The 16,505-nt window shown below is 60.8% G+C and carries 16 protein-coding genes and 1 pseudogene; 9 read left to right on the forward strand and 8 right to left on the reverse strand.

Going from position 1 to position 16,505, the window contains the following annotated elements:
* A partial coding sequence (locus Q4Q11_RS25625) for a response regulator (protein WP_498571246.1) occupies positions 1-376 on the forward strand: 376 nt, incomplete at its 5' end.
* 3 nt (positions 377-379) lie between these two features.
* Here Q4Q11_RS25625 and Q4Q11_RS25630 read toward each other — a convergent pair.
* The gene (locus tag Q4Q11_RS25630) at positions 380-868 is read right to left on the reverse strand and encodes an MmcB family DNA repair protein (RefSeq protein WP_112505279.1); all 489 of its coding nucleotides are present in this window, start codon (positions 866-868) and stop codon (positions 380-382) included.
* A gap of 181 nt (positions 869-1,049) precedes the next feature.
* Here Q4Q11_RS25630 and Q4Q11_RS25635 point away from each other — a divergent pair, with 181 nt between their 5' ends.
* Positions 1,050-1,724 carry a L,D-transpeptidase gene (locus Q4Q11_RS25635; RefSeq protein WP_075853787.1) on the forward strand — a complete coding sequence of 225 codons (675 nt, stop codon included), beginning with the start codon at positions 1,050-1,052 and terminating at the stop codon, positions 1,722-1,724.
* A gap of 268 nt (positions 1,725-1,992) precedes the next feature.
* Here Q4Q11_RS25635 and Q4Q11_RS25640 read toward each other — a convergent pair whose 3' ends face one another.
* The 6 genes from Q4Q11_RS25640 to hslV form a co-directional block, all read right to left on the reverse strand.
* Positions 1,993-4,161, reverse strand: a complete 2,169-nt coding sequence (locus tag Q4Q11_RS25640) for a malate synthase G (RefSeq protein WP_113213326.1) — start codon at positions 4,159-4,161, stop codon at positions 1,993-1,995.
* A gap of 118 nt (positions 4,162-4,279) precedes the next feature.
* Positions 4,280-6,283, reverse strand: coding sequence for a hydantoinase/oxoprolinase family protein (locus Q4Q11_RS25645; RefSeq protein ID WP_113223186.1), 2,004 nt, complete (start codon positions 6,281-6,283; stop codon positions 4,280-4,282).
* 404 nt (positions 6,284-6,687) lie between these two features.
* The gene (locus tag Q4Q11_RS25650) at positions 6,688-8,082 is read right to left on the reverse strand and encodes a cytochrome P450 (protein WP_498571247.1); all 1,395 of its coding nucleotides are present in this window, start codon (positions 8,080-8,082) and stop codon (positions 6,688-6,690) included.
* A gap of 117 nt (positions 8,083-8,199) precedes the next feature.
* Entirely contained in the window at positions 8,200-9,153 is a 954-nt protein-coding gene (locus tag Q4Q11_RS25655) for a DUF1402 family protein (protein ID WP_113213328.1), read from the reverse strand.
* 162 nt (positions 9,154-9,315) lie between these two features.
* The gene (gene hslU, locus Q4Q11_RS25660) at positions 9,316-10,626 is read right to left on the reverse strand and encodes an ATP-dependent protease ATPase subunit HslU (protein ID WP_112505271.1); all 1,311 of its coding nucleotides are present in this window, start codon (positions 10,624-10,626) and stop codon (positions 9,316-9,318) included.
* A 44-nt stretch (positions 10,627-10,670) separates the two neighbouring features.
* Positions 10,671-11,201: an ATP-dependent protease subunit HslV gene (gene hslV / locus Q4Q11_RS25665; protein ID WP_112505268.1), complete on the reverse strand. Its 531-nt coding sequence runs from the start codon at positions 11,199-11,201 to the stop codon at positions 10,671-10,673.
* A gap of 213 nt (positions 11,202-11,414) precedes the next feature.
* Here hslV and hisB point away from each other — a divergent pair, with 213 nt between their 5' ends.
* The 7 genes from hisB to coaA are packed head-to-tail and all read left to right on the forward strand — an operon-like array spanning position 11,415 to position 16,081.
* Positions 11,415-12,023 carry an imidazoleglycerol-phosphate dehydratase HisB gene (hisB, locus tag Q4Q11_RS25670; RefSeq protein ID WP_112505405.1) on the forward strand — a complete coding sequence of 203 codons (609 nt, stop codon included), beginning with the start codon at positions 11,415-11,417 and terminating at the stop codon, positions 12,021-12,023.
* 23 nt (positions 12,024-12,046) lie between these two features.
* Entirely contained in the window at positions 12,047-12,544 is a 498-nt protein-coding gene (locus Q4Q11_RS25675; RefSeq protein WP_113213329.1) for a DUF2628 domain-containing protein, read from the forward strand.
* A gap of 2 nt (positions 12,545-12,546) precedes the next feature.
* The gene (hisH, locus tag Q4Q11_RS25680; protein WP_112505263.1) at positions 12,547-13,197 is read left to right on the forward strand and encodes an imidazole glycerol phosphate synthase subunit HisH; all 651 of its coding nucleotides are present in this window, start codon (positions 12,547-12,549) and stop codon (positions 13,195-13,197) included.
* A gap of 25 nt (positions 13,198-13,222) precedes the next feature.
* Complete coding sequence (gene hisA / locus Q4Q11_RS25685) at positions 13,223-13,966, forward strand: 1-(5-phosphoribosyl)-5-[(5-phosphoribosylamino)methylideneamino]imidazole-4-carboxamide isomerase (protein WP_113213330.1); 744 nt, start codon at positions 13,223-13,225, stop codon at positions 13,964-13,966.
* Entirely contained in the window at positions 13,963-14,751 is a 789-nt protein-coding gene (gene hisF, locus Q4Q11_RS25690) for an imidazole glycerol phosphate synthase subunit HisF (RefSeq protein ID WP_498571248.1), read from the forward strand. The genes hisA and hisF overlap by 4 nt, the downstream gene beginning before the upstream one ends.
* Before the next feature lie 13 nt (positions 14,752-14,764).
* The gene (locus Q4Q11_RS25695) at positions 14,765-15,079 is read left to right on the forward strand and encodes a phosphoribosyl-ATP diphosphatase (RefSeq protein WP_112505254.1); all 315 of its coding nucleotides are present in this window, start codon (positions 14,765-14,767) and stop codon (positions 15,077-15,079) included.
* Positions 15,080-15,085: 6 nt separating this feature from the next.
* On the forward strand, positions 15,086-16,081 hold the full coding sequence (gene coaA, locus Q4Q11_RS25700) for a type I pantothenate kinase (protein ID WP_113213332.1): 996 nt from the start codon (positions 15,086-15,088) through the stop codon (positions 16,079-16,081).
* Here the strand turns inward: coaA and Q4Q11_RS25705 are convergent.
* Positions 16,023-16,505: pseudogene (locus tag Q4Q11_RS25705) on the reverse strand (glycosyltransferase family 87 protein); the annotation flags it as partial. The gene coaA and the pseudogene Q4Q11_RS25705 sit on opposite strands and share 59 nt — an antisense overlap.

Consider the following 16,505-nt stretch of genomic DNA (forward strand, 5'->3'; position numbering starts at 1 on the left):
GGTCGTCGACCTCCGCCTCGGCGACGGCAACGGCCTCGACGTCATCGAGGCGATCAGGCAAAAGCGGGACGACACGCATATCGTCGTGCTGACCGGCTATGGCAACATCGCGACGGCGGTGACCGCCGTCAAGCTTGGCGCGCTCGACTATCTCGCCAAGCCGGCAGATGCCGACGACGTCTATGCCGCGCTGACGCAGCGCCCGGGCGAAAAGGCGGAAGTGCCCGAGAACCCAATGTCGGCCGACCGGGTGCGCTGGGAACATATCCAGCGCGTCTACGAGATGTGCGAACGCAATGTTTCCGAGACCGCCCGGCGCCTCAACATGCATCGCAGGACGCTGCAGCGCATCCTTGCCAAGCGCGCGCCGAAATAGGGCTCATTCCGAGGAAAACGACTTGCCGGCCGCCCACTCGGCCAGCATCAGGCGCTGGGCGGCCACACGCGAGAAATTGAGCGTCACCGACTTGCGCGTCGCCGGCGGCAGGCGATGCTCCGGCGCTTCGCGCAGCATGTGGGCGCCGTAACCGTCCGACAGAAACAGCCCGCAATCCTCCGGAAAGATATCCAGCGGCACGTCCTTGTGCGTGGCAAAAAACATCCTGTCGCAATGCTGCCGGTATTCGGGCCATTTGCGGTCGACGCGGAAATCCTCGATCGACGTCTTGATCTCGATGATCCAGATTTCGCCCTTTTCCGAAACGGTGATGAGATCGGCGCGCCGGCCGCTGGCAAGCGGCAACTCCGGCAAGACGGCATGGCGCATATCGTGCAATAAAAGTTGCACGCCCTTGCGTACAAGCATGGCCCGTTCCGACTGCCGGCCATCTATTAACGGATTGTTATTGTAAACGTTCAAAATCGTCATGAATTGTCTCAGGGACAGGCCAAGCGTTGTTGCAAAAAAACCATGTCCTTCTAATTTGCGCGCCGGCGCTATTTTTGTAGGGCCAGAGCAGCTTGCAAAGCCAAGTTTAATGGAAAATAAACCGTAGACAAAGATGGTAGATAACCATCCGTTTCCCGCCACGAAATTTCGAGAGACTTCCATGCGCATCCGTAATGCTATGACCGCACTCGGCCTTGTCGCAACGCTCGCATCGGCTGGCTATGCCACCACCGCCGCAGCTGCGCCGGCCGCAACCGCAAATTCGGCCACCGAGACCATCAAGACTTTCGATGGCGACTACGGCGTCACGAGCGACAACGGCTTCCAGCTGCCGGCAATCCCGATCCAGAAAGTGAAGCCGCAATTCCGCCGTCAGATCGTCGAATACAAGACGGATGAGGCTGAAGGCACGATCATCGTCAATACGCGCGAGCGTCATCTCTACTACATCCTCGGCAATGGCGAAGCGATGCGCTACGGCATCGGCGTCGGCAAGCAAGGCTTCTCCTGGTCCGGCACCGCATACGTGGCCTGGAAGCAGGAATGGCCGAATTGGCATCCGCCCAAGGAAATGGCTGTTCGCCGTCCGGAAATCGCCAAGTATGTCGACGGTGGCATGAACCCGGGCCTGTCGAACCCGCTCGGTGCGCGCGCCATGTATCTCTACAATGAAAAGGGCCAGGACACCCTGTTCCGCCTGCACGGCACGCCGGAATGGGCTTCGATCGGCACGGCTGCCTCCTCCGGCTGCATCCGCCTGATCAATCAGGACGTGATCGATCTCTACAGCCGCGTTCTTCCGGGCCGCAGCACCAAGGTTATCGTTATCCAGTAATCGCTGGTACTATTTGGAATTCAAAAGGCCGCTGGATCGATGTCCGGCGGCCTTTTTGCTTGAGGCTGAGAGTTGAGACTGCCTCCCTTCTCCCCTCGGGAGAAGGTGCCCGAAGGGCGGATGAGGGGGGAATGCGGCAAGGAACTGGTTCGTTGAATGCAAGAACATTTCTTTTCCGAACGACACCCCCTCACCCTGCCCTCTCCCCGAGGGGAGAGGGAATCTTGCCGGGCATCGCCCTGCGCCACAAAACATTACAAACGAAGGCTTACCCCGCCTGCTTCGCCTTCAGCTCGATGCGGCGGCGATGCAGGACCGGTTCGGTGTAACCGTTCGGCTGCTCGCGGCCCTTAAGCACGAGATCGAGCGCTGCCTGGAAGGCGACGGAGCCGTCGAAATTGCCGGACATGGGGACGTAGTTGGGATCATCGGCATTCTGCTGATCGACCACAGCGGCCATGCGCTTCATCGTCTCGACGATCTGCGCTTCACTGATTACCTTGTGATGCAGCCAGTTCGCCATATGCTGCGCCGAGATGCGCAAAGTGGCGCGGTCTTCCATGAGGCCGACATTGTTGATATCCGGCACCTTGGAGCAACCGACGCCCTGATCGACCCAGCGCACGACATAGCCGAGGATACCCTGGCTGTTATTGTCGATCTCGCGCTGGATTTCCTCCGGCGTCCAGTTCGGCCGCGAAGCGATCGGCACCGAGAGGATATCGGAGAGCTTGGCGCGGCCGCGGCTCTTCAGGCCCTTCTGCACATCAGCGACATTGACGCGGTGATAATGCGTGGCGTGAAGCGTTGCCGCTGTCGGGGACGGCACCCAGGCGGTGTTTGCGCCGGCCTTGGGATGAGCGATCTTCTGCTCGAGCATGGCGGCCATCAGGTCTGGCATGGCCCACATGCCCTTGCCGATCTGGGCATGGCCCGAGAGGCCGCATTCCAGGCCGATATCGACGTTCCAGTTCTCGTAAGCGCCGATCCAGGCGGCCTGCTTCATGTCGCCCTTGCGGATCATGGGGCCGGCTTCCATCGAGGTATGGATCTCGTCGCCGGTGCGATCGAGGAAGCCGGTGTTGATGAAGACGACGCGCTCGCGGGCGGCGCGGATGGATTCCTTCAGGTTGACCGTGGTGCGGCGCTCCTCGTCCATGATGCCCATCTTCATGGTGTTTCTGGGCATGCTAAGCAGGTCCTCGACGCGCGAGAAGATATCGACGGCGAAAGCGACCTCTTCTGGCCCATGCATCTTCGGCTTGACGACATACATGGAGCCGGTGCGCGAATTCCTGCGACGGCCGTTCGGGCCGATGTCGTAGAGCGCGATCAGGGCGGTGATGGCGGCATCCATGATGCCCTCAGGCACTTCGTTGCCATCGCGGTCGAGAATGGCAGGATTGGTCATCAGGTGGCCGACATTGCGCACCAGCATCAGCGAGCGGCAATGCAGATCGAGGGTGCTGCCATCTGGCGCCGTGTAGGCGACATCGGGATTGAGCCGGCGCGTAAACGTCTTGCCGCCTTTGGCGACCTCCTCGGTCAGATCACCCTTCATCAGGCCGAGCCAGTTGCGGTAAACTTCCGCCTTGTCCTCGGCATCGACGGCTGCGATCGAATCCTCGCAATCCATGATCGTCGTGATTGCCGACTCCAGGCGGACATCGGAAATGCCGGCCGGGTCGGTCTTGCCTATAGCGGTGCCTGCATCGACGACGATTTCGATATGGATGCCGTTCTGCTTGAGCAAGACATGAGTCGGAGTGGCGGCATCGCCGAGATAGCCGGCGAAATGGCTGCCATCGGCAAGCTTTGTGGCGCCGCCCTTGGTCGCGACCGACAAGGCACCATCCTTCACGGCCAGGCCCGTGACATCCTTCCAGCTTGCGCCGACGAGCGGCACGGTAGAATCGAGGAAATCGCGAACCCAGACGATGACCTTCTCGCCGCGCTTCGGATTGTAGCCTTTGCCTTTCTCGGCGCCATCGGCCTCGGGAATGGCATCGGTGCCGTACAGGGCATCGTAAAGCGATCCCCAGCGGGCATTGGCCGCGTTCAGGGCATAGCGGGCGTTCATGACGGGAACGACGAGCTGCGGGCCGGCGATCTCAGAAATCTCGGGATCGACATTGGCGGTCGAGATCGTAAAGGCTGGGCCTTCGGGCACGATATAGCCGATCTCGCGCAGGAAGGCTTCATAGGCGGCGAGATCGACGGGCGCGCCGTTCTTGCGATACCAGTCGTCAAGCGCTGCCTGCATGCGGTCGCGCTTGGTGAGAAGCTCGCGGTTTCTTGGCGCGAGATCGTGGACGATCCTGGAAAAGCCGGCAAAGAAGGCCTCGGCATCCACGCCCGAACCCGGAAGCGCCTCCTTGACGAGGAAATCGTAAAGGACCTGTTCGATCTGAAGCCCGTGTTTCTCGATGCGGCTCATGCCATATACTCCTCAAGGCCGTTCTACGGCTCAATTTTTACATGTTGCCACTTTGCTCACGGTTTCACTTCTGTCAATTTGGCCATAGTTCGAAAGATTTGTGCCACTCGGGAAATAATTAGTCCGTGGCGATACGGGGACGACCGCTGGCAGTGGCGATGAAGCGTGCTTCGATCAGCTTGCGATTGCCTTCGACCTCGGGCGCATCCACCTGCTCGACCACCGTCACGACCAGATCCACGGCACCATTCAACCTTGCCTGTGCCGTCGCCGCCTCGACCGCCCGCGCGCGGGCATCGGCGAAACTGTGGCTCTCGTCTGTAAAGCGCAAGCTCTCACCGGCTCCGTTCAGGATATAGATTCCGTCCTCCGGCATGGTGACGAAGACGATGGTGCTCGCCCGCACCTGGCCGACCACGGCGCCGACGGCATTGGCGACATCCGAATCGGCAGGAATGGCGCTCTCGGTCGCCAGCATCTCCGCGATCGCGGGATAATAGACCGGTGCGGAAGCGCCGAGCCCGACCAGCGGCCGATCGAGCGAAATGGCGAAGCGGGCGATTCCCGGCGCGCGACGAAGCGCACGATCGATGGAGATGGATTTGGCGGGGTTCAGCTCGGCCACGCCATCCTCGGCAAGACAAGCGGCAAGGATGACGTCGGCCGACTGGCGGGTAAGGCGATCGACGATCTTCTGCGCCAATTCCTCGACAGATTCGGCGACCGGACGGCCAGAGCCGTCTCTCAGGCGCATCGCCAGCGCCAATCCCAAGCGTGCGGCCTCAGTATTCCACTGGCTTTGCCGGCCGAGCACATGCATGGCATCCGAGGGCGTCAGACCGCTCAGATGCACGAGGCCGCGCGCGACAAGCCGATCCAAGGTCGCCTTCTGCGACGTCATCGTCAGAAGCTTGTCGAGTGCCACGGGAACGGCGCCGATGCGATCGAACAGTGCCTGCTCCGGCCCGCTGAGGCCGCTTGCAAGATGATCGGGTACGCCGGTGCGGAGCGCAAAGCGGCCGGCATTACGTGCAAGATGCGTCGCCCGCAGCTGCTGCTCCAAAGCATTCAAGACGACATCGCCATGCATGTGAGCGGCGAGGCTGAGCGGCAGCAGGCGACGCGGACCAAGCTCAAAGGCAGCGACAAGGCCGCGATCGTTGATCTTCACCTCGGAATCGCCACCGAGACCGTAGGTGCGCATGGCGACGGCCTCGACCATTGTGCGATAGCCCCCGACTACGGCGCCATCGGCATCCAACCGCGGCCGGCCATCCTCCATGACGGCCACGTCCGTTGTGGTGCCGCCGATGTCGGAAACGACGGCATTGTTGAGGCCGGTGAGATAGCGCGCGCCGACGAGGCTTGCGGCCGGACCGGAGAGAATCGTCTCGATCGGCCGCAGCTTTGCCTCGTCTGCCGATATCAGGGCGCCATCACCGCGCACCACCATCATCGGCGCGGAGATGCCGCGCGTCGCCAAAAACCTTTCGCAGGCGCCAACGAGGCGATCGATCATCGACACAAGCCTAGCATTGAGCAGCGTCGTCAAGGCACGGCGCGGCCCGCCCAATTTGGAAGAGAGTTCATGACTGCAGGTGACAGGCAGATGCGAGATCTCGCGAATGCAGTCACGCACCTTGATTTCATGAGCCGGATTCCGCACGGCGAAATAGCCGGCGACGGCGAAGGACGAGACCGATTTGGCCAGTTCCGGCAAGGCGTCACGCAATGCCGCCAGATCGAGCGGATTTTCATTGCCGTGAACATTGTGCCCGCCGGGAAGATAGATCACCGGATCGGACCCCAGCGCCTCCGCCAAACCATCGCGTTTGAGATCCTCCGGGCCGAACCCGATCATGACCAGCCCGGCGCGGCCGCCCTGCCCTTCCACCAGCGCGTTGGTGGCGAGCGTCGTCGACAGCGACACGAGGCCGATTGCCGAAACGGGAATACCAGCCCTGGCGATGACGGCATCGACCGCGCCGGCAATGCCGTCGGCCAGATCATGCCGGGTAGTCAGCGATTTCGCCTTGGCGATCACGCCATCGGTTTCATGGAAGAGAACGGCATCGGTGTAGGTTCCACCCGTGTCGATGCCGAGCAGGAAATGAGACGTCACGCTGATATAAAACCTCTGGACCGAGTAATGACTATGAGCTTCCACAACGCCTGTGAAGATATGAACGAAGCGGCGAGCGCGGAGCCTATCTCGCCCTTGGCGGGCGAGAAAGCAATTTCATTGTTCAGGTTGTTCTTTACCTACCGTCGGCTGTGTGCTGTTGGAGAGTGCAAGCCCCCCCTCTGTCGCTTTCACGACATCTCCCCCACAAGGGGGGAAATCGTTGGGAGTCTGCCGCACCGTCCTTAAAAAATCTAAACCTGCTTTTTCAGCACATTACGTGGTCATTGATTTGCGATAACGGTGCTGCGGATTTCCAATCTCCCTCCTTGTGGGGGAGATGTCGCGGAAGCGACAGAGGGGGTGTCAGACGCGCAGCATACTTGGAAACCGCGTCAGCCCTCCTACCGCCTCATCACCCGCATCGGCAATCCGCCACGCGGCTGGGTGGTCAGCTTCTGCACCGGCCAGGGATCGGTTTCCTCCGTCAGGTCGAAGCGGAAACGGCGCATCATGACGGCAAGGGCGATGACCGCTTCCTGAAGCGCGAAGGTCGCGCCGATGCAGACGCGCGGACCTGCGCCGAAAGGCAGATACTGGAAACGATTGATCTTGGTACGGTTCTCCGGAAGAAAGCGTTCCGGCATGAAGGCACGCGGCTTTTCCCAGTAGAGTTCGTGGCGATGCAGCGTCCAGGGCATGATCAGGACGGTGATCCCCTTCTCGATCGTCACACGCTCGCCCTTGGCGCTCGTCCATTCATCATCGGCGATGGCGGCGCGATTGATCGACGGCGCCGGCGGATAGAGACGCATGGCCTCCTCGAAAGCGGCGCGGACGTGCGGCATCAGATCGAGCCAGGCGACCGGCTCTGCATCGGTTGCGAGCACCCGGTCGATTTCCTCTTCCATACCCTTGCGGATGTGCGGGCTATTGGCGACGCAGTAGAGCGTCCAGGCAAGCGCACGGGCAGTCGTTTCGTGGCCGGCGCCGATGAAGGTGAGGATATTGTCCTCGATCTCCTCCATCGTCAGCCCATCCGGGCCGGCCTTTTCCAGAAGCAGCGTCAGAAAATCGTCCGGCGCGCTGGCGCGATCCCTGCGCATCTTGTCCAGACGCTGGTCCATCGTATTACGGACGATGCTGCGGAACTTGTCCAGCATGCGCTGGCCACCGATGCGGGTGACGCGCGGCACCCAGGCAGGCGCCCGCAGGAGATCCATGGGATCGACCCGGCCCATGCGATGCAGCAGCTCGTTGACGTCGTCGGAAAAACTCGTGCTTTCGGTGACGATCTCACCGGAAAACAAGGTCTCAGCCAGAATAACGAAAGTCAGCTCGGTCATGTCGGCCGCGATATCGAATACCGCGCCCTCCTCGCCGATATCCTCATATTTCTGCACATAGTCCAGGCTCTGGCTCAGCATCTGGCCGGCAAAGCCTTGGGCGTGACGCGGCGTGAACACCGGAGCGACCGCCTTGCGCGAGCGTTTCCAGACAGGCCCCTCCGCCGTCAGCAGGCCATCGCGCAGAATCGGCCGCAGCACAAGCTGGCGGATATCGGCCATGCGGTAGTTGGCCGCGTTGTCGACCAGCACATGCTTGATCAGGCCCGGATCGTTGACGATCAGCGTCCGCTCGTTGAAGAACTTTGTCTTGATCCACGGCAGCGTATAGGAAGGCTCGCCCCAAAGTTCGAGCGGATTGCGCAGGATGGTTTTGATGATGGTCCATCGCGACGGCGGAACGGTGCGCGGGATAGGCGCCGGCGGGGAGAAGGCTTCCGGAATCATATCCATGGATCAACTCTCCTCGAAACCGGACATTGCTCGAACGAACAGCCAAAGCGGCGCACGCATCCGATATGGTGGGCGCCGCACGCAAAATCCAGACGATAGAACATCGCGCAGGGTAGCTTATAAAAGCGACTTCAGATCGCTCAGCTTATCATTGATGAGCCAGCCATAGTAATTCTCTTCCGGCCAGACCGGTTGCGAAGAGCCACGGTTCTTGGCCGCAAGGGCCGCGGCGCGCTTGCGGGAGTTGCCGAGATTGTAGAGCGTGGCGGTAATGCCGGGATTGCCTGAGATATCCATGCCGGCGATCGAACGATAATCGTCGATCGACTTGCGGATCGAGGCAGCCACGAAGGCTAGCGACAGGTCCGGGTCCATGATCGCCTTGTAGACGCCGCCGGCATCCTTTTCGTTGAGCTTCGGGATGCCCGAGGTGCGGCTGACCAAATCCGACAACTCAAGCGCCGTCAGCGGGTTGACCTGGCCGAGGCCGAAGGTCTGTCCGGCATAGAAGGGCTGGAAGAAGACCGCGCTGAAGCGATTGTCGGGATAGGATTTGCCGCCGACCGTCTTGCCGCGGAAATCGTCTTCCCAGATATCCTCGCGGCAGGTCCAGAGACTGTAGGAATCCTTCTTGTTTCCGCAGGCATCGAATTGCGGTCGGGCAACGAAATCGTCGATATTTTCGCCGTTATAGGCGAAGCGGAAGTTCTGGCCGGCATAGGAAGCAGCCTTGACGTAGTAGGATTGCAGGCCGTCATAGGCATCGACATTGTAGGTATGCTCGCCGACAAGCGCGCCGATGATGTGGATCGGATCGATGCCATAGGCGCGCGCCGTCGATTTGATCTTCGACATCAGCCTGGTATCGGCCGCCAGCAGCTCGCGCACCTTCTGATACTTGCGCTCGAAAGTGGAGTTGGTGCCACGCGTGCGCCGGACGGAGGCGCCGGGAACCGGCGGCTGCTCGGCATTGCGGTTGCCCGGAGGCACCATAGTCGCTGCATCCGCATAGGCGGGAACCCAGGAAAGGCTGACGACTGCCAGAAGAAGCGTGATCAGTATGCGTCGCAAGATGGCTGTCCTGTCGAAGTTTCAACCGATGTTTCCATACGCAGGACTGGCGGACAATCTTGGCCGAACAAAGCCATCCGACATAAGAAACGGGCCTCTAACTAAAAAGTTAAAGGCCCGTTGTCGAGTATTTACTGTTTTAGATCGCCTTCACCTGTTCCGTCACAGGATGAAGCGCGACAGATCCGTGTTGGTTGCGAGGTCGCCGACATGCTCACGGACATAATCGGCATCGATGGTTACCGATACGCCGGCGCGATCCGAAGCATTGTAGGAGATATCGTCCAGCACCCGCTCCATGACCGTCTGCAGACGGCGGGCGCCGATATTCTCGACGGTGGAGTTGAGATGCACGGCAACATCGGCCAGAGCGTCGATCGCGTCATCGGTGAAATCGAGCTTCAGGTCTTCCGTTTCCATCAGCGCCTTATATTGGCGGATGAGGCTTGCCTGCGGCTCGGTGAGGATGCGGCGGAAATCCTCCTTGGTCAGCGGCCGGAGCTCGACGCGGATCGGCAGGCGGCCCTGCAGTTCCGGCAGAAGATCCGAGGGCTTGGAGACATGGAAGGCACCGGAAGCGATGAAGAGGATATGGTCTGTCTTGACCGGCCCATACTTCGTCGCAACCGTCGTACCTTCGACCAGCGGCAGCAGGTCGCGCTGCACGCCTTCGCGCGAGACGCCGGCACCCATGCCACCATCGCGGGCCGCGATCTTGTCGATTTCGTCAAGGAAGACGATGCCGTCGTTCTCGGCGGACTGCACGGCTTCGCGCTGGATCGCCTCGTTGTCGATCAGCTTGTCGGATTCGTCGCGGATCAGCTCCTTGTAGGAATCCTTGACCGTCGTGCGCACTTTCTTCGTGCGGCCGCCCATGGCCTTGCCGAACATTTCGGAGAGATTGAGCACGCCGATATTGGCGCCGGGCATGCCGGGGATTTCGAAACCGCCGGGCATGCCGGAGCCGGTATCGGCCACTTCGATGTCGATTTCCTTGTCGTCGAGCTGGCCGTCGCGCAGCTTCTTGCGGAAACTGTCGCGCGTCGCCGGCGAGGCGGTGGCGCCCACCAGCGCATCGAGAACGCGCTCTTCGGCGCTCATATGGGCCTTGGCCTGCACCTCGTTGCGCTTCTTTTCGCGCGCCAGGCCGATGCCGACTTCGACGAGATCACGGATGATCTGTTCGACATCACGGCCGACATAGCCGACTTCGGTGAATTTCGTCGCTTCGACCTTGATGAAGGGAGCGCCGGCAAGCTTGGCAAGGCGACGGGAGATTTCCGTCTTGCCGACGCCGGTCGGACCGATCATCAGGATGTTCTTCGGCATGACTTCATCGCGCAGCTCCGGCTCGAGCTGCTGGCGGCGCCAGCGATTGCGCAGCGCGATCGCCACGGCACGCTTGGCCTCATGCTGACCGACAATATAGCGGTCGAGTTCGGAAACGATCTCGCGGGGGGAAAAAGTGGTCATTTCGTATGTTCCCTGTCAGGGCTAGAAACTATCAAGAGAGGAACTTATTGGACTTCGGCATCCAGCGTTTCAACGATCATATTATGGTTCGTGTAGACGCAGATGTCGGCGGCGATATCAAGGGCGCGGCGCGCGATGTCCTCGGCTGATCTGTCGCTATCCATCAGCGCGCGCGCGGCCGCGAGGGCGAAATTGCCGCCGGAGCCGATCGCCATGGCGCCATGTTCGGGCTCGAGCACATCGCCGTTGCCGGTGATGGCGAGCGTTACTTGTTTGTCGGCAACCAGCATCATGGCTTCGAGGTTGCGCAGATATTTGTCCGTGCGCCAGTCCTTGGCGAGCTCGACGGCGGCGCGCATCAGCTGGCCGGGATATTGTTCGAGCTTCTTCTCGAGGCGTTCGAGAAGAGTGAAGGCGTCGGCGGTCGCGCCAGCGAAACCGGCGATGACATCGCCCTTGCCGATACGGCGAACCTTGCGCGCATTGCCCTTCATTACGGTCTGGCCAAGGCTCACCTGGCCATCGCCAGCCATCACGACCTTGCCGTCCTTGCGAATAGTCACGATTGTCGTCATCTAACACCTGTTTGCCCCCGTTCCGGCGGGCTTTTAGCCGGGCCGCGTATCGGCCCCGTCAGCACCTATGTAAGAGGGGTTTTCGTGATTGCAAATGGCGGCTGCGCCCGAATGACGGCGGCAAGCCGGCCAAACGCGCAAGCCCGATGCGTAACTTCTGGATATTTCCCGATGCTCCTGATAAGGAACGGCCGTATTCCGATGGAGCAGCCCATGGCAGAGACCGCAGCGAGCCGCACGGCAAGCATTTCCCGCAAGACCAACGAGACTTCGGTCTCCGTTTCCGTCAACATCGACGGCAGCGGCAAATCGACGATTTCGACGGGAGTCGGCTTCTTCGACCATATGCTGGAACAGCTGTCGCGGCATTCGCTGATCGACATGGACATCGACACCAAGGGCGACCTTCACGTCGATGACCATCACGCCGTCGAGGATACCGGCATCGCGATCGGCCAGGCGATTGCCAAGGCGCTCGGCGACCGGCGCGGCATCACCCGCTATGCCTCGATCGACCTTGCCATGGACGAGACGATGACGAAAGCGGCGGTCGATCTTTCCGGCCGGCCATTCCTCGTCTGGAACGTTTCGTTCAGCGCGCCGAAGATCGGCACCTTCGATACCGAGCTGGTGCGCGAGTTCTTTCAGGCTTTGGCGCAGAATGCCGGCATCACACTGCATATCCTCAACCATTATGGCGCCAACAATCACCATATAGCCGAGACATGCTTCAAGGCCGTTGCGCGCGCATTGCGTACCGCAACCGAGATCGATCCGCGGCAAGCAGGCAGGGTGCCCTCGACGAAAGGCACGCTCGCCTAAGCCCCAAACTGGGGAAGTGAAGAATGGCAAGCTATCTGATTTTGACTCCGCCCGGAGCGCCGAACCGATCCGAAATATCGGATCGGTATCGCGATGAAACGCGATTCATCCGCGACGGCTTTTCGTGGACGGCGTTCCTGTTTCCGACGCTCTGGATGCTCTTCCATCGGCTTTGGCTGTATGCGATTGCCGCTTTCCTGCTGCAGGGCATTGCGCTGGAACTGATGCGTAGGCCGGGCTTCTTTGCCGCCGGCGCTGCGGTTCTGCTAAGCGTGCATATCCTCGCAGCCCTTGAGGGGCTGCATGCAGCCGGCAATCGTCTCGTTGGCCGCGGTTGGAAGATCGAGAACCTCGTCTCGGCGCCTGATCTGGCGACGGCGGAGGAAATCCACTTTTCCGAGCTGGAACAGGAACCACATGCGGATATCCGTCTGAAAAATTGGGATATCACGGCCACCAACATGAACATCAGCCGCCCAGGTCCGAGCTTCGGCCTTCCCGGCTATGACGGAGGACGCTGACCATGCGTGTCGCGATTATCGACTATGGTTCCGGCAATCTGCGCTCGGCCACCAAGGCCTTCGAGCGGGCTGCCCGCGAGGCGGGCATCAATGCGGAGATCGACCTGACCAATGATGCCGGGCGCGTCGCCACTGCCGACCGCATCGTGCTTCCAGGCGTTGGCGCCTATGCCGATTGCCGCCGCGGCCTCGATGCCGTGCCCGGCATGACGCAAGCGATCATCGACGTCGTGGAACACAAGGGCCGCCCCTTCCTCGGTATCTGCGTCGGCATGCAGCTGATGTCATCGCGCGGGCTGGAAAAGACGATCACGAAAGGCTTCGGCTGGATCAAGGGCGACGTCAAGGAAATGACGCCGGACGATCCGACGCTGAAAATCCCGCAGATCGGCTGGAACACGCTGGATATCCGTCACCCGCACGCTCTCTTCGACGGGATCGAGACCGGACCTGACGGACTGCACGCCTATTTCGTCCATTCCTACCATCTGGCCGCCGACCATAGTGAGGATGTCATCGCGACGACCAACTATGGCGGGCCGATGACGGCCTTCGTCGGCCGCGACAACATCGCCGGCGCACAGTTTCATCCGGAAAAGAGCCAGAAACTCGGCCTTGCCCTGATCGCCAATTTCCTGCGCTGGAAGCCGTAAAGCTCGCGCTCCAAGGACAGAAATCATGATTCTTTTTCCCGCTATCGACCTAAAAGACGGCCAATGCGTGCGCCTCAAGCTCGGCGACATGGAGCAGGCGACCGTTTACAACCCCGATCCCGCTGCCCAGGCGAAAGCCTTTGAAGACCAGGGCTTCGAATGGCTGCATGTGGTCGACCTCAACGGCGCCTTCGCCGGCGAGACCGTGAACGGCGCCGCCGTCGACGCCATCCTCAAGGCGACGAAGAACCCCGTACAGCTCGGCGGCGGCATCCGCACGCTCGACCATATCGAAAACTGGCTGTCGCGCGGGCTTGCCCGCGTCATCCTCGGCACGGTGGCCGTGCGCGATCCGGCGCTCGTCGTCGAGGCCTGCCGGCGGTATCCGGGCCATATCGCCGTCGGCATCGATGCCAAGGGCGGCAAGGTGGCGGTCGAAGGCTGGGCCGAAGCGTCCGAACTCGGCGTCATCGAGCTGGCCAAGAAATTCGAGGGCGCCGGCGTTGCCGCGATCATCTATACCGATATCGACCGCGACGGCATTCTGACCGGCATCAACTGGGACTCGACGCTGGAACTGGCCGATGCCGTTTCCATTCCCGTCATCGCCTCCGGCGGGCTTGCCTCGCTGGACGACATCCGCCGCATGATCCAGCCGGACGCCCGCAAACTGGAAGGTGCGATTTCCGGCCGGGCGCTTTATGATGGCCGGATCGATCCGAAGGAAGCACTGGCCCTGATCAAGCAGGCCAAGGAGGCAGCCCAATGACCCTGAAAGCCCGCGTCATCCCCTGCCTCGACGTCAAGGACGGCCGTGTCGTCAAGGGCGTCAATTTCGTCAATCTCGTCGATGCCGGCGATCCTGTCGAGGCCGCCAAAGCCTATGACGCCGCCGGTGCCGACGAACTCTGCTTCCTCGATATCACGGCCTCCTCCGACAATCGCGACACCATCTTCGACGTGGTGGCCCGCACCGCCGAGCAATGCTTCATGCCGGTTACGGTCGGCGGCGGCGTGCGCACCATTGCCGATATCCGCAAGCTTCTGCTTTGCGGCGCCGACAAGGTTTCAATCAACTCGGCGGCCGTCAACAATCCCGATTTCGTGGCTGAAGCGGCCGACAAGTTCGGCAACCAGTGCATCGTCGTTTCCATCGACGCCAAGCGGCGCCGGACCGAGGCGCTCGGCGGCGATAATCTGAGCGCCTGGGAGATCTATACCCATGGTGGCCGCAAAGCGACCGGCATCGATGCGGTCGATTTTGCCCGCAAGATGGTCGAGCGCGGCGCCGGAGAACTGCTTGTCACCTCCATGGACCGCGACGGCACGAAGGTCGGCTACGATCTGGAGCTGACGCGGGCGATAGCCGATGCGGTGCGCGTGCCCGTCATCGCGTCCGGCGGCGTCGGCGATCTCGACGATCTCGTCGCCGGCGTCAAGGAGGGTCATGCGACCGCCGTGCTTGCCGCTTCGATATTCCACTTCGGCACCTATTCGGTGGGCGAGGCAAAGCGCTACATGGCCGAGCGCGGAATTCCCATGCGGCTGGATTAGGAGACAGCGAGCGATGAGCGGATTCACCCTTTCCGACCTCGAACGAATCGTCGAGGAGCGCTCAAAGGCTTCGCCGGACGAATCCTGGACGGCGAAGCTTTTTGCGGCCGGGCAGCCGAAAGCGGCGAAAAAGCTGGGCGAAGAGGCGATCGAGGCCGTGATGGCTGCGGTCGCCAACGATCGCGACAACCTCACATATGAGGCCGCCGATCTACTGTATCACCTTTTAGTCGTATTGAAGATTGCCGGCATTCCGTTGCAGGATGTCATGGGTGAGCTCGAGAGGCGCACCAGCCAATCCGGCCTTCAAGAAAAGGCAAGCCGGTAAAACGCAATGACGATAGCGACCAAGACCGAGCCAGCGCACGAGACACTCGATATTTTCCAGGCGAAAGGCTATTCGCCCTATTATTTCTTCTCCTCGGAGGAGTGGGCGAAATTCCGGGCCGACACGCCGCTGACGCTGACATCAGACGAAGTCAAGCGGCTGCGTTCGATGGGCGATCCGATCGATCTCGACGAGGTCCGGCGCATCTATCTGTCGCTGTCGCGGCTTTTGTCCTCGCATGTGGAATCCTCGCAGATCCTGTTCGAGCAGCGCAATCGCTTCCTCAGCCTTTCCGATATCGCCAAGACGCCTTTCGTCATCGGCATTGCCGGCTCCGTTGCCGTCGGCAAGTCCACCACGGCCCGTATCCTGAAGGAATTGCTGGGCCGCTGGCCGTCGAGCCCGAAAGTCGATCTGGTGACGACGGATGGCTTTCTCTACCCGAACGCCGAATTGCAGCGCCGCAACCTGATGCAGCGCAAGGGTTTTCCCGAAAGCTACGATACGGCAGCGCTGCTGCGCTTCCTCTCGGCGATCAAGGCCGGCCAGCCGAACGTGCAGGCGCCTTCCTATTCGCACCTCGTCTACGACGTGCTGCCGAACGAGTTCAAGACAGTCGACCGCCCGGATATCCTGATCTTCGAGGGCATCAACGTGCTGCAGTCGCGGCATCTGCCTGCCGACGGCAAGATCGTGCCGATGGTCTCGGATTTCTTCGACTTCTCGATCTATATCGATGCCGACGAGGAGCTGATCCACAACTGGTACGTCGCCCGCTTCATGCGGCTGCGCGAGACCGCGTTCCGCGATCCCAACTCCTTCTTCCATCGCTATGCGTCGATCAACGAGCAAGAGGCGCTCGCAATCGCCGAAGGGCTCTGGAAGAACATCAATCTAAAGAACCTGCGCCAGAACATCCTCCCGACGCGCCCACGCGCCGACCTTATCCTGCAGAAGGGCAAGAATCATTTGATCGAGCAGGTGGCGTTGAGGAAGCTGTAGATCTTACCTCAGTCACGATCACAACAACCACGAAGGCGATTGGGATAAGAATCGCGATTCCGGCGCCAAAATCGTTCGGAATATGCAAAAATTGAGGCCAGAGATACACAACGGCCAAAAACCATCGGTTGAGCGTCCGCTCTGTCAAGAAAAAATGCGCAGCCGCAATGCAAAGGGGAATGGCATCATAGCTATACCCATATGGCGTCGCGATTATCGCCAATACACCGGTTATGCAGACTCTCTTCAGGTGGCCCACGTCGCTGCTGGGCCGCCAAAGCCAGATCGAAAGGGCAGAACACACAGCAATCGCGAGCCCCTGTATCAGATAGGCGCCAGATAGGTCGAATCCTGCCCAACGCACGAGAATAAACACCGTCATCGCATTTTTATGATAAGGTTGAGGATACGCAGCCTCCATGAT

It is taken from the genome of Rhizobium sp. UFLA01-1127, assembly GCF_059803845.1.

Coding starts and splice junctions, on each gene's coding strand:
- hisH (WP_112505263.1), top strand. CDS start 12,547: ATGCGTGTCGCGATTATCGACTATGGTTCCGGCAATCTGCGCTCGGCC.
- Q4Q11_RS25675 (WP_113213329.1), top strand. CDS start 12,047: ATGGCAAGCTATCTGATTTTGACTCCGCCCGGAGCGCCGAACCGATCC.
- Q4Q11_RS25650 (WP_498571247.1), bottom strand. CDS start 8,082: ATGGATATGATTCCGGAAGCCTTCTCCCCGCCGGCGCCTATCCCGCGC.
- coaA (WP_113213332.1), top strand. CDS start 15,086: ATGACGATAGCGACCAAGACCGAGCCAGCGCACGAGACACTCGATATT.
- hisF (WP_498571248.1), top strand. CDS start 13,963: ATGACCCTGAAAGCCCGCGTCATCCCCTGCCTCGACGTCAAGGACGGC.
- hisA (WP_113213330.1), top strand. CDS start 13,223: ATGATTCTTTTTCCCGCTATCGACCTAAAAGACGGCCAATGCGTGCGC.
- hslV (WP_112505268.1), bottom strand. CDS start 11,201: ATGACGACAATCGTGACTATTCGCAAGGACGGCAAGGTCGTGATGGCT.
- hisB (WP_112505405.1), top strand. CDS start 11,415: ATGGCAGAGACCGCAGCGAGCCGCACGGCAAGCATTTCCCGCAAGACC.
- hslU (WP_112505271.1), bottom strand. CDS start 10,626: ATGACCACTTTTTCCCCCCGCGAGATCGTTTCCGAACTCGACCGCTAT.
- Q4Q11_RS25695 (WP_112505254.1), top strand. CDS start 14,765: ATGAGCGGATTCACCCTTTCCGACCTCGAACGAATCGTCGAGGAGCGC.
- Q4Q11_RS25635 (WP_075853787.1), top strand. CDS start 1,050: ATGCGCATCCGTAATGCTATGACCGCACTCGGCCTTGTCGCAACGCTC.
- Q4Q11_RS25640 (WP_113213326.1), bottom strand. CDS start 4,161: ATGAGCCGCATCGAGAAACACGGGCTTCAGATCGAACAGGTCCTTTAC.
- Q4Q11_RS25630 (WP_112505279.1), bottom strand. CDS start 868: ATGACGATTTTGAACGTTTACAATAACAATCCGTTAATAGATGGCCGG.